The organism is Ligilactobacillus murinus (assembly GCF_003288115.1).
In the GTDB taxonomy this organism is placed as follows: domain Bacteria; phylum Bacillota; class Bacilli; order Lactobacillales; family Lactobacillaceae; genus Ligilactobacillus; species Ligilactobacillus murinus.
Map to the genome: position 1 here is coordinate 1,116,511 of NZ_CP023565.1, position 13,639 is coordinate 1,130,149.

10 protein-coding genes are annotated in these 13,639 nt (G+C 40.5%); 4 read left to right on the top strand and 6 right to left on the bottom strand.

Annotated features, from left to right (window positions below; genetic code table 11):
• Positions 1-28: 28 nt before the first annotated feature.
• Together galT and CPS94_RS05605 are read right to left on the bottom strand one after the other, a co-directional pair.
• Entirely contained in the window at positions 29-1,510 is a 1,482-nt protein-coding gene (galT, locus tag CPS94_RS05600) for a UDP-glucose--hexose-1-phosphate uridylyltransferase (RefSeq protein ID WP_004048393.1), read from the bottom strand.
• A gap of 19 nt (positions 1,511-1,529) precedes the next feature.
• The gene (locus tag CPS94_RS05605) at positions 1,530-2,693 is read right to left on the bottom strand and encodes a galactokinase (protein ID WP_004048395.1); all 1,164 of its coding nucleotides are present in this window, start codon (positions 2,691-2,693) and stop codon (positions 1,530-1,532) included.
• A gap of 246 nt (positions 2,694-2,939) precedes the next feature.
• Between CPS94_RS05605 and CPS94_RS05610 the strand changes: the two genes are divergently transcribed.
• The 3 genes from CPS94_RS05610 (at position 2,940) to CPS94_RS05620 (ending at position 5,418) form a co-directional block, all read left to right on the top strand.
• Positions 2,940-3,950: a LacI family DNA-binding transcriptional regulator gene (locus CPS94_RS05610; protein ID WP_004048396.1), complete on the top strand. Its 1,011-nt coding sequence runs from the start codon at positions 2,940-2,942 to the stop codon at positions 3,948-3,950.
• An 80-nt stretch (positions 3,951-4,030) separates the two neighbouring features.
• On the top strand, positions 4,031-4,558 hold the full coding sequence (locus CPS94_RS05615) for a helix-turn-helix domain-containing protein (protein WP_004047940.1): 528 nt from the start codon (positions 4,031-4,033) through the stop codon (positions 4,556-4,558).
• The gene (locus CPS94_RS05620) at positions 4,543-5,418 is read left to right on the top strand and encodes an IS3 family transposase (protein WP_039936016.1); all 876 of its coding nucleotides are present in this window, start codon (positions 4,543-4,545) and stop codon (positions 5,416-5,418) included. Before CPS94_RS05615 ends, CPS94_RS05620 begins: the two co-directional genes overlap by 16 nt.
• Positions 5,419-5,483: 65 nt before the next feature.
• Here CPS94_RS05620 and glyA read toward each other — a convergent pair whose 3' ends face one another.
• Both glyA and CPS94_RS05630 read right to left on the bottom strand, forming a co-directional pair.
• On the bottom strand, positions 5,484-6,722 hold the full coding sequence (gene glyA / locus CPS94_RS05625; RefSeq protein WP_112286405.1) for a serine hydroxymethyltransferase: 1,239 nt from the start codon (positions 6,720-6,722) through the stop codon (positions 5,484-5,486).
• 131 nt (positions 6,723-6,853) lie between these two features.
• Positions 6,854-8,782: a glycoside-pentoside-hexuronide (GPH):cation symporter gene (locus CPS94_RS05630; protein ID WP_112286406.1), complete on the bottom strand. Its 1,929-nt coding sequence runs from the start codon at positions 8,780-8,782 to the stop codon at positions 6,854-6,856.
• 294 nt (positions 8,783-9,076) lie between these two features.
• Here CPS94_RS05630 and CPS94_RS05635 point away from each other — a divergent pair, with 294 nt between their 5' ends.
• On the top strand, positions 9,077-12,073 hold the full coding sequence (locus CPS94_RS05635) for a glycoside hydrolase family 2 TIM barrel-domain containing protein (protein WP_004048405.1): 2,997 nt from the start codon (positions 9,077-9,079) through the stop codon (positions 12,071-12,073).
• A gap of 126 nt (positions 12,074-12,199) precedes the next feature.
• Here the strand turns inward: CPS94_RS05635 and CPS94_RS05640 are convergent, their stop codons facing one another.
• The gene (locus tag CPS94_RS05640; RefSeq protein ID WP_004048407.1) at positions 12,200-13,114 is read right to left on the bottom strand and encodes an L-lactate dehydrogenase; all 915 of its coding nucleotides are present in this window, start codon (positions 13,112-13,114) and stop codon (positions 12,200-12,202) included.
• 118 nt (positions 13,115-13,232) lie between these two features.
• Positions 13,233-13,580 carry a preprotein translocase subunit YajC gene (gene yajC, locus CPS94_RS05645; protein WP_004048408.1) on the bottom strand — a complete coding sequence of 116 codons (348 nt, stop codon included), beginning with the start codon at positions 13,578-13,580 and terminating at the stop codon, positions 13,233-13,235.
• Between the last annotated feature and the right edge of the window lie 59 nt (positions 13,581-13,639).

The following is a 13,639-nucleotide window of genomic DNA, read 5'->3' on the forward strand; positions in this document are numbered from 1 at the left end:
CGATACACTCTCTACTTTCTAAATTAAATTACCCCTCTAAGCCTACAAATTCAGCAAATCTCACAAATGCTTCTTGCCCCTTTTGGTCGCGTTTAAAGACTCCTGCATCCTCTAAAACACGCGCAAAGACTTTACCCACTTGAGCTTTGACCAAATTATCAACATTTTGTTCACTTACCTCTGGATGCTCAGCCTTGATCTTTTCAGCCCACTTGGCATGATAGTCAGCCATTTGGTTTGGCTTTCCCAGTAAGTATTTTTCAACTTCAGTCAGCTCGTCTTTTAAACGTGGTGGTAAGATCGCTAAGCCCATTACTTCGATCAGACCAATGTTTTCTTTTTTGATATGCTGTACATCTTGATGGGGATGAAAAATACCATCTGGATATTTGGCTGAAGTTTGATTATCCCGTAAGACTAGATCTAGCTCAAATTCAGCGCCTGATCTGCGGGCGATCGGCGTGATCGTGTGGTGTGATTCGCCATTAGAGCTCGCTAAAACATCTACACTTTCATCCGAATAAGCTCGCCATTTATCCAAGATCTTACTTGCTAGTTCGACTAAACGAGCTTGATCTTTAGCCCGTAATCTGATGACAGACATTGGCCATTTAACGATCCCAGCTTCAACATCAGAAAAGCCAGCAAAGTGTAAGTTTTTTTCGATCGGTGCTTTTTGCATCGCAAATTCATGGTTACCACCTTGGTAGTGTTCATGTGTCAAGATCGAACCACCAACGATCGGTAGATCAGCATTGCTTCCAGCAAAGTAGCCTGGGAAGCGCTCCACGATCGCTAATAATTGGCTAAATGTCTTGGCTGTGATCGCCATTGGCTCATGTTTACCATCTAAGAAGATACAATGTTCATTAAAATATGCATAAGGTGAATATTGAAAGCCCCATGTCTTGTTACCTAGATCAAAGCGAATGATCCGGTGATCAGCACGTGCTGGATAGTCGAGCCGTCCTTGATAACCTTCATTTTCAATACATAATTGGCACTTAGGATAACCGGTTTGCTTCATCTTTTTAGCAGCTGCGATCGCTTTAGGATCTTTTTCTGGTTTAGATAAATTGATCGTGATCTCGATGTCACCATATTGTGTTGGCACACTGTAGGCAATATTTTTAGCGATCGCTTTAGTCTTGATATAATCATTTTGTTTGCTTAATGCATAGAAATCTGCGATCGCCTTGTTTTTATCTGTTTCGTATGTTTGCCAGAAACGCTGGTTCAAAACACTTGGGGCTGGCATGATAAAATTCATCAACTCAGCGCCTAAATTATCATACTCATTTTGCGTTTCGCCTACTTTACCATTTTTAGCCGCGATCGTTAACAATTCATCTTTTAATGCGATCAAGTCAGTCGTTTCAACTTCTTGTTTAAGCCCCTCTTCACCGACTAGCGCTAAAACTCGATTATACAGGTAAGGTTTATCCATTTGTGTATAATCACTATTAGCAATAACGCTATCTACAAAGCGTGCCACTACATCTGCTTTCATCTCTTATGCCCCCATTTTTTTACAATTTCTTTGTTCCATCTGCGATCTCAGCAATATAAAATGCTGGTGCATAGCCGATCTTTTCTTCGTAAACTTTACCAACATTTTCTTTAAAGGCTTCAACGTCAGCTTTATTTACAAGCGCGATCCCACAACCGCCAAAACCAGCCCCTGTCATCCGGGCACCTAAAACACCTGGTTGTTGCCAAGCTGTATGAGCTAGAGTATCCAATTCCTTACCCGTTACTTCATAATCATGTTCCAATGAAACATGTGAGGCATTTACTAAACGCCCGAATTTTTCAAGATCTTCTGCTTGTAAGGCTTCACGTGCTTGTAAAGTTCTTTGATTTTCCCAAACTGCATGCCGTGCCCGTTTCAAACGAGCTTCATCAGCGATCAAATAACTATACTCATCAAAGGTTTGCTCATCCAAAGCACCCAAGCTCTTGGCAGCTAATTTGGTGTTCAACTCTTCTAAAGCAGTCTCACATTCACTGCGCCGTTCATTGTACTTGGAATCAGCTAATTCGCGGCGTTTATTTGTATTCATGATCACGATCACGTTATCTTTTAGATCTAATGGGACAAGATCATACTTCAATGTGTTGGTATCTAACAAGATCGCCTTGTTTTCTTGTCCCATTCCTACAGCAAATTGATCCATGATCCCTGAATTTACACCGATAAAGTCATTTTCAGTCTTCATCCCGATCTTTACTAGGTCGAGGCGTTCAAGGTCGAGATCAAATAAATGTTGCAAAATGACACCCATCAACAATTCCAATGAAGCTGATGATGATAGACCAGAACCATTAGGGATATTACCATTGACATAGACATCCATCCCTGTGTCGATCTTATGTCCAGCTTCTTTTAAGAAATGGATCATGCCTTTAGGATAATTCGTCCATTTGTCGGCCTTGTCAAAATGTAGGTCAGCTAATGGAACTTCAATGATCCCTTCATCAGCAAAGTTTTCTGAATAAAAACGCAATGTTTGATCATCACGTTTAGCAGCAGCACCATAAGTCCCTAAAGTGATCGCACACGGAAAAACATGACCCCCATTATAATCAGTATGTTCACCGATTAAATTGATCCGACCAGGTGAGAAGAACTCTGCTTCTGAGGGCCGACCAAAGATCTCTTCAAAGCGTTGTTTTAATTCTGTTTTTTCCATTTCCATTACCTCTCTTCATTTATGCAAGCGTTTTATTTACAGTTATAATTATAGAGACAATTTCGGAATTTAGCAACTGTTTTTACTTAATTTTTAGTAAAAACGATTTCATTTATTTTCCCATTCTTAAAAGAGCTCATTCTGACCTTTACTAAACTATATTCAACTTGTAGGCGTTTTTTTACTAAGCTTATGCTATACTAGATTACATATACTTATACGTAACGATCATGAATGGAGGAAAATATGGCTACGATCAAAGATATCGCAACTAAAGCAGGCGTTTCTGCTGCTACAGTCTCACGCGTTTTAAATTATGACGAAACAATGTCTGTCAGTCCTGATACTCGAAACAGGATATTTAAAATTGCTGAAGAACTAAATTACGTCAAGCACACTCAAAATAAAAAGCAGATAAAAGATCGACCTTTGGAAAAACGTTTAGCGATCATTCAATGGTACACCGAACAAGAAGAAGTCCACGATCTTTATTACTACGCGATTCGTTTAGGGATCGAAAAACAAGCGCATAAGCTCGGCTATGAGATCACGCGGATCTTTCATAATGATCCTTTGGAGAAAGCGACCCAAGCTAATGGTGTGATCGCGATCGGCAAGTACAGTCGCCAAGAAAGTCACGATATTGCTTCTTTAAACTCAAATTTAGTATTTGTCGATAGCAATACTTTGAATTTGGGCTACAATTGTGTCATTTCTGACTTTGATGGTGCCGTTAAAATGGCTTTAGACCACTTTTTGAGCCAAGATCAAACCAAGATCGGACTTTTAGCTGGTGAAGAAAAGACCGCCGATCAAACTGATTCCTTGATCGATCCACGTTTCAGGTCATTTAAAAACTATTTGAGCGATCTAAAACTTTACGATCCGCGCTATGTTTACATCGGAAAATTTTCACCTGAATCAGGTTATCAAATGATGGAACAAGCGATCAAAGAGTTAGGCGACGATCTACCCCAAGCCTTTTTCATCGCTAATGATGCGATCGCCGTCGGAGCTTTGCGCGCACTACAAGAAAATAATATTTCAGTGCCCGAGCGTGTCAGTTTGATCTCATTTAATGATACATCTTTAGCAAAATTTGCTTTCCCTGCGCTTAGCAGTATCAAAGTCTTCACTGAACAAATGGGGCGTTCAGCGGTGACTCTACTTAGCACCTTAGCCGAACAAGAGCAAGAAACACCCGAAATGGTGACCTTGGGAACTAAACTGATCAAACGTGACAGTAGCTTAAATTAGTCCACATCAAAAAAGACCATAAACGTCGTGAAGTGAACCCCCTAAGTTGGACAAAGGAATCTAACTTAGGGGGTTTTACTATGACTAAATTTTCTTTTGAGGATAAGTTGCGGGCTGTAAATATGTATCTAAGAGGCTATGGAAGTAACACAGTAGCTAAAGTTTATAAAGTGAAGAATCACTCAAATATCCTTATGTGGGTCAAACGATATCAAAAATATGGTATTGATGGGTTAAAAGTTCGCTACCCTAAATACGATTACGATGGAAATTTTAAGCTCAATGTTTTAAACTGGAGAAAAAGACATAAGGCTTCCTATCCGGAAACAGCACTTCAGTTTGATATAAGTAATCCTGGGACGATCGCGACTTGGCAACGTAAATTGGATACTAAAGGTGTTGATGCCTTATTTACTAGAAGAGGACGGGCTAAACACATGACGACCAACAATAATAAACAAGCAGAAAAATCAGAATTATCTGAATTAGAACGTTTACGAGCTGAGAATCGTGCTTTACGGGTTGAAAATGAATACTTAAAAAAACTCGATGCCTTGGTTCAGAAGCGCGGACATCGCAAGAAAAATATCAAATCATCCAAGAACTAAGGCAAAAATTTAAATATACATTGGATGAAATACTACCTTACACTAGTCTTAAACGTAGTACATTTTACTATCAAGCCCAACGAATAAACAGGCGAAAAAATAAAGATGAGGAGCTATTAAAGCTTATAAAGGAGGTCAAATCAAAGCACCCGTGTTTTGGTTATCGTACAGTAACACTGAAATTACGATCTCAAGGCATAAAAGTAAATCATAAGCGTGTTAGTCGCATCATGCGAGAAAATGATCTATCAGCGCATATGTATAATAAACAAAGGCGAAAATATAATTCTGCCCTTGGACCACAAGGTAAGAAAGCTAAGAATTTATTACATCGACGTTTTGATACACATTTACCATTTCAAAAAATGGTGACCGACGTAAGTGAATTTAGGTATGGAAATAAGACACAAGAAGAACGTGTCTATCTTTCACCTATCAAAGATTTATGTACAGATGAAATAGTGAGCTATAGTATCAGTAAGCATCCAACAACAGCCTTCGTGGTAAAACCGTTGGATGCATTGATAAAACTTAGACCTAAATTAAACTATCGTATGACTCTCCATAGCGATCAAGGTGTCCAATATCAGAGTGTCCAATGGCGAAAGAAGCTAAAAGAAAATAGGATCTTTCAAAGCATGTCTCGTAGGGCAACGTGCTTAGATAATGCACCCATGGAAAGTTTTTTCCACACAATGAAAGTAGAGCTATATCACAATAAAGAATATACAACACAAGAAGAGTTGGTCAACGCAATGATCAGCTGGATCAGCTATTACAATAACGAACGGATAAAGGTCAAACTAAAAGGCAAGACACCGGTAGAATACCGACATCTTGCCTTAAGAAATATAGTCTAAATAGAGTGTCCAACTTTATGGGTTCACTTCATCGCAACGTTTATGGTCTTTTTTAACATTACTTCCTATTCATAGATCGGATGAGCGGCTGTCAATTGCGCTACTTTAGTTTTGACATCAGCTAAAATTTTAGCTTCACCTTTTGATCCAAGTACCGCTAAGATCAACTCAGCTACTTTTTTAGCATCAGTTTCATCAAAGCCACGACTTGTGATCGCAGGAGTACCTAAACGAATACCGCTTGTTTTAAAGGGACTGAGTGTTTCAAATGGGATCGAGTTCTTGTTGACAGTCAAAGAAACACTATCGAGCAATTGTTCAGCTTCTTTGCCATTCAATCCAAAACCTAAAACATCAACTAATAATAGATGATTATCCGTCCCCCCAGAGATCAGCCGAGCTTTGTCATTTTGTGCAAATACTTCTGCCATAGCTTGAGCATTCTTGACAACTTGGGTAGCGTAATCATTAAATTCGGGGCGCAACGCCTCACCAAATGCAACTGCTTTACCTGCGATAACATGTTCTAACGGACCACCTTGTAATCCAGGGAAAACAGCACTATTGATCTTTTTAGCTAATTGTTCGTCATTAGTCAAGATCAAGCCTCCCCGTGGCCCACGTAAAGTTTTATGTGTCGTCGTCGTCACGATATCCGCATATGGCACTGGATTTTGGTGTTTACCTGCTGCAACTAAACCTGCGATATGCGCCATATCGACCATCAAGTAAGCTCCGACTTCTTTAGCGATTTGACCAAAACGCTCAAAATCGATCTCACGTGGATACGCACTGGCACCCGCTACGATCAACTTAGGCTTGATTTCTTTGGCTAAAGCTAAGATCGCATCATAGTCTAGGCGTTCTGTTTTCTTATCAACACCGTAGCTGACAAAATTATATGTTTGACCACTAAAGTTGACTGGCGAACCATGCGTTAAGTGACCACCACTAGCAAGATCCATCCCTAAGACCGTATCCCCCGGTGCGATCAAGGAACGGTAGGCAGCTGCATTAGCTTGGGAACCGGAGTGCGGTTGAACATTAGCATATTTAGCTCCAAAAAGTTCTTTGGCATGGTCGAGCGCCAGATCTTCTACAACGTCGATGTATTCACAACCACCATAATAACGTTTCCCAGGATAACCTTCTGCATATTTGTTGGTCAAAACACTTCCTTGCGCTGCTAAGACTCCTTCAGAAACGATATTTTCTGAAGCGATCAACTCGATGTTTCCTTGTTGGCGTCTCTTTTCTGCTGCAATAGCTGCCCATAATTGTGGATCTTGTTCTTGATAGTTCATCTAAGCGCCCTCTTTTCGTTGGTATAATTTCCTGTATTGTAGCCGAAATTTAAATTTTTTTCAACTAAAATAGTTTACCGATCGCTCATAAAAAACCTCGCCGGTAGTTACCAGCGAGGTTTTTAGTGGAACTATTTTTCGATCTTAACTGCAACATCGGTATGACTTACTTTTGCCCCAGGCTTGACTTCAACATCAAATTTTTCAAAGAGATCTGAGTTGGCAAATGTAAACATCACCGTGTCATCTAAACCAGCCTTCTTGATCGCTGGATCCCAAAATTCCATGATCTGTTCACCCTTTGTCACATGTTGACCTTCATTGACATATGTGACAAAACCAGTCCCTTTCATCTTAACAGTCCCGATCCCAACATGGATCAAAGCTGGGATACCGTTGTCAGAAACTAAGCCGATCGCATGGCGGGTGACAAAGACCGTCTTTACGACCCCATCAAACGGAGCATAAACTTTACCATCACTAGGGACGATCGCAACTCCAGCTCCCATCTTACCTGAAGCAAAGGTTAGATCAGAGACATCATCTAAAGCTACCACTTTACCTGCTACAGGTACCATGGCTGTCAATTCATCGTCTTTGATCAGGACACCAGCCTCACTACTTTCATTGCTAAATTGATCACCCCAAGTTTTTTCCAACTCAGCCACGATCTGTGCGTGACGTTCTTCAGTCAAAGTGATCTTCTTAGCAAAGATAAACATCCCGATCAACATCATAACGGCTGGGATCGCAAACATCATGATCTTAAAGGTAAATCGATCACTTGCTGTGATAGAAGAAGCAGTTGCACCGGTAGTCATCCCAGCTAAAACAGCGATCTGACCAACAACACCGTTGGAGATAGCACCACCGAATTTATCGACTAACGGCCGAACGGATAAGGCTAATGATTCATCACGGTGACCTAATTTCCATTGACCATATTCAACTGAGTCAGTGATGATCATCAAAACGATCAAGAAAACAACTGGTTGTGGGATAAAGAATAATTCAGCGGCAAACAAAACTAAGGCTAAATTGCTTCCGGCAACTGAAAAGACTGCTAGACCGATCAACATCATCGTCAAACATCCGATAAATAATGGCTTACGGCTAAACTTCTTAGCTAAGAATGGGAAGAAAGCTACCGAGAAAAGCCCAACGCTCATATTGATAAATGAAAGGATCGAAAAGCCCTTAGAAAAGCCCATGATATACGTGAAGTAGTACAATTCAAGCGCATTTACCAAGTTGACCCCGATACCATAGAAAAGATAAGCGATCGCTACCCATAACAACTGGTCATTTTTGACTAACATCTTTAAGACAGCGCCGATACCAGCTGTATCTTCTTCGTTTTTCCGGAGATCATTTTCAACTTCGCGGGTCCCAAAACCAACGGCCAACGCACTAAGAAAGGCGGTAGCACAAACAATAAAGGCAAACCAGAACCAACCACGATCATCACCAGTCCCACCATTACTTTGAAGTGAGAAGAATAACACCAATGGCATTACAACGACCCCGACTAAAGAACCACCGATCGTTGAACCGATACGGGCTAACGTTGCGATCTTTTCACGTTCCCGTGAATCAAAGGAAAGCGCCGGTAGCATCGACCAAAAACCAATATCTTTAAAGGAATAGAAGATATCCATCGTGATATACAATACGGCAAAGATAAAGAGATATAACCAAGGATTTGACTTATTCAAGCCACCCATGTTAGTAAATAAGATCAAAAGTGCGACCGAACTGATCGTCCCACCGACTACGACCCAAGGACGAAAATGTCCCCAACGTGTTTTTGTTCGATCGATCGCATTTCCGATAAAAGGATCGATCAACAATTCAACGATCCGTAAGATCATGATGATCAAAGTCACATAACTGATCAAACGGTTATTAGTTGCTTTATCACCTGTATTAAAAAGGTGGGAGGTAATGAACATGATCAAATAACTTGATAGAGCAGCATAAAATACGTCATTACCAAAAGCGCCAAAAGTATATGATAAACGTGAAGTAAATTTACTTACAGGGCGTTCTTTTGTTTCCATCACAATTCTCCTAACTATAATTACTATTTCTTTTACAACTCTAATCTTAACCGCTTTCAAAAGACAAATCAAGGATTATTTACTAAAAATTACTTAATTTTGTATTTAGAGTCGTATCGCTTGACTTTTGCTACTGGATTCATTTTATAACTTAACAAATTTTTTAGTAATTTAATTTTCCTCAAAAAGTAATATTTTTACTAAATATAACTTGAATATCTAAATGTAATCGTTTACGATAGAGATGTAGCAAAAATTTAAAAATTACTATCTATCCAAGGAGGAAGCCTACTGATGCATGTAACAAAACCTAAATTATCTTGGCTTGAAGACCCAACTGTTTTTGCCGTAAATCGTTTGGCCGCTCATTCCGACCACGAATTCTACAGTGCTAAAACAGGTAAAAATTCACTAAAACAAAGTCTAAATGGAACTTGGCGCGTCCATCTCGAACCTGATATCGCTAGTCAAAAACTTGATTTTATCAGACCCGATTTTGATTTTGGCCGTTTTGACTACATTCAAGTTCCTGGTCATTTACAAACACAAGGATTTGACGAGCATAAATATGTTAATACTCAGTATCCTTGGGACGGTCACGAAGAACTCCGGCCCCCTAAACTACCTAAGAAAAATAAAATTGCTTCTTATATCAAGACCTTTGAATTAGATCACGCGCTAAAAGACAAGCCCGTTCATATTTCATTTCAAGGCGTCGCTACGGCCTTTTATGTTTGGTTAAACGGTCATTTTATCGGATACAGCGAAGATTCCTTTACTCCAAGTGACTTTGATCTAACGCCATATTTAGTCGAAGGGCAAAACCATTTAGCCGTTGAAGTCTTTAAGTACAGTAGTGCTAGCTGGATCGAAGACCAAGATTTCTGGCGCTTGAACGGGATCTTCCGTGATGTCTTCTTGTATGCTTTACCTAAAGCTCACCTAGCTGATATCCACGTTACCGCAAACCTAGCGTCTGACTATGAAACTGGCATCTTTGAATTAAAAGCAACGGTGACTGGTCAAACTACTGATAACTTTTTACATGCGCGTCTCTTAGACCCTGATAAGCGTGTTGTCTTTGAAACCAAAGTACCTTTGAATCAAATGATCGATCTAAGCCAAGAATTAAGTCAAGTAGCGCCATGGAGTGCTGAACTTCCAAATTTATATACACTTGAATTGACTTTAGAAGATAAAGATGGCGCTGTTGTCGAATTTGTTCCAGAAAAAGTCGGCTTTAGACGGTTTGAGATCAAAGATGGTCTGATGCTATTAAATGGTAAACGTATCATCTTTAAAGGGGTCAACCGCCACGAATTTGATCCTAAACTCGGCCGCGCGATCACCAAAGAAGATATGTTATGGGATATTAAATTTATGAAACGCCATAACATCAACGCCGTACGCACATCTCACTACCCTAACCAAACGCTTTGGTATCGCTTATGTGATGAATATGGGATCTACTTGATCGATGAAGCTAATCTTGAATCCCACGGTTCTTGGCAAAAACTCGGTGCCTGTGAACCATCATGGAACATCCCTGGTAACCTACCAGAATGGGAACCGACCTGTATCGATCGCGCTAACAGCATGTTTGAACGTGATAAAAATCATCCAAGTGTCCTCATCTGGTCGTTAGGTAATGAATCTTATGCTGGAACAGATATTGCAGCAATGGGTGATTATTTACGTCACAAAGATCCGACCCGTGTCGTTCATTATGAAGGTGTGACTTGGAATCGCGAATTTGACTACATTACAGATATCGAAAGTCGAATGTACGCTAAACCACATGAGATCGAAGAATATCTCCAAAACGAGCCTAAGAAACCATATATCTCATGTGAATACATGCATGCTATGGGGAACTCAGTCGGTGGCTTAGAGCTCTACACTAAACTTGAGAAATACCCACACTACCAAGGTGGCTTTATTTGGGATTACATTGACCAAGCGCTCTATCAAAAATTAGGTGATACGACGCGTTTAGCTTATGGGGGCGATTTTAACGACCGTCCAAGTGATTACGAATTCTGCGGCGATGGTTTAGTCTTTGCTGACCGAACGATCTCTCCTAAAGCCCAAGAAGTCAAGCATCTATACGCTGACATTAAGATCGAGCCCGATGAAACTGGTGTCACATTGACTAATGATGGCTTATTCACTAATAGTGCAGACAGCTATTTTACTGCCCGTGTCTTGCAAGACGGCAAAGTTGTTTTCGAAAAAGACTATCAATTGATCGTCTTACCTCAAGAAAGCAAGCACTTTGACCTTGAACTTCCATTACCTAAAACTGGTGAGGTCATCTATGAAGTCCAACAACATTTAGCTAAAGATACAGCTTGGGCCAAAGCTGGCTTTGAGATCAATTTCGGGCAAACTGTGAGCCGTTACGCTTTACCGGAATTTAAAGCTCAAGGTACACCTAAAGTCGCTATGGGAGACGTCAATATCGGGATCTCGGGTAAAAACTTCGAAGTGCTCTTATCTAAAGACAAAGGTGGGTTAGTCTCACTTAAATACAGTGGCCAAGAATTTATCACGCGAACACCACAACTATTATTCTGGCGTCCAATGACCGATAATGATCGTGGTTGTGGTCATGGCTTTGAACGTGCAATGTGGTTAGGTGCTGGTAAATTTGCCAAAGTCGTTGATCTTCAAGTAGCATCTAAAGAACACGCCGTTGAAGTAAGTTACACCTATGAATTACCATTACCAAAGCAAGCCACCGTTCAAGTTACGTATTTGGTCGATGGAACAGGTAAAGTCAATGTAAGTGCCAAATATCCAGGATACCCAGACTTACCATCCCTGCCGACATTTGGGCTTGAATTCAAGTTACCTGCCAAATACGATAGCATGACTTACTATGGTCGTGGCCCAGCCGAAAATTATCTCGACCGTAAACTTGGGGCACGCTTAGGAACATTTACTACGACTGCTAAAGACAGTGTTGCTTCCTATTTAGTTCCACAAGAGACAGGAAACCACTGTGATGTCCGCACTTTAGTGCTTACAGCTGACAAAGAGCTTGGACTAAAGATCAGTGCTACTAAACACGCGTTTTCGGCTAGCCTTTTACCATATAGTACAATGATGCTTGAAGAAGCGCTCCATCAAGATGAACTACCACCAATGCGCTTTGCTTGGTTACGTCTCATGGCTGAGCAAATGGGTGTCGGCGGTGATGATTCTTGGGGGGCACCAGTTCATGAAGCTTACTGGCTCAAAGCTGATAAACCACTAGAACTCAATTTTACACTCGAACCCTTAAATTAACAGTTTAATTTTTAGATAGACACTTTGCGACGGCAAGGTGCCTATTTTTTTAGGCTAGATAATAAAAAACGCCAGGATATGTTTCCTGACGTTTTCTTATATCATCTACACGGGCTCACGCTTTGTTTAGTCCTTCCCAAGTTGGGCTACATGATCTTTGATATATTGGACTGAGCGTGCAAGCTGCTCTTCTTCTTTAGCATTTAATTTAAGCTCAACTACTTCTTCGGCTCCCTCAGCGCCAATGATCGCTGGATAACCGATATATGTTCCTAAAGCTTCAACATATACTGAAGCGGGAGCAAATAATTTAGCGTTAGACATGACTGCTTGCGCTAACCGCACCCCACAAGTTGCGATCGCATAAGAAGTATAACCTTTGCCACTTGCCACTGTCCAAGCTCCTTCAGATGGTTTGCTATCTAAAGCCTCGAGCTCAGCTTGGCTCAAGATCTCCGTGATCGGTTTATTATTAGCCCGAACAGTCGACCAAGCGTTGAATTGGGAATTTCCATGTTCCCCTAGAACATAACCATCGATATTACGGCTATCTTGGTGTAAGTAGTCCCCCACTACATGTTGCATTCGTGCTGTATCCAAGAAAGTCCCAGTTCCAAAGACACGGTTGCGTGGTAACCCAGTTTCTTGTTGCAAGATCGTCGTGATCGCATCACATGGGTTGGAAATATTGATCAAGACCCCATTAAAACCAGCTTCTTTTAACTTACGCCCTACTTCGACCGCATTTTTGCTGTTGATCTCAAATTCTGCAAAACGATTACCGGTTCTGACACTGGCTTGAATATCACCAAAGGCAGTGATCACAACATCGGCATCTTTTAGATCAGCATAATCTTGGATCTTGATCTCGGTGTGATATGGCATCCGTGGCATTGCATCTTCAAAGTCCAACTTTTCAGCTAAGACTTTTTTATCATTGGTATCGATCATCACAAGTTCGTCTGCGATCCCTTGAGAAACGATCGTATAAGCTACAGTTACACCAACATTACCAATTCCGATAACACCTAATTTTCTCATTTAAAATTCCTCCCCACTGATGCTTAAGCATCAATTAGTTTGTTTCATAATACTCCGTTTTACTAAAACCCGCAAGTAAAATCTACTAAAAAAGGATGTCACACAGACATCCCCAAAATTATTTATCTTCTTTTGTTTCATCTACCACAACTGAGTCATTTTTGTCTTCAGTTGTTGTGGTTGTTGCCGTTGTTTCAGCTGCTTTCTTTAAAACACGCGCGATAGCTGAACGAGTAAAGTCAAGATAGACCCCATCGCAATCGATCGTTACGATGTTTTTATCTGCATTTACTTCACTTACGACCCCATGCAAACCACCGATAGTTACGATCTCATCGCCTGGTTTCAAGGCGTTCATCATTTCTTGATGTTGTTGTTGTTGTTTCTTTTGGGGTCTGATCATCATAAAATACATCAAACCGAACAAAACAACAAACATTACAATTGTTGAAATTGAAGAATTCACAATATTTGCCTCCTTAGTATATGTGCTCCTTATAACTGTATCAAAAAAATCTATTAAAA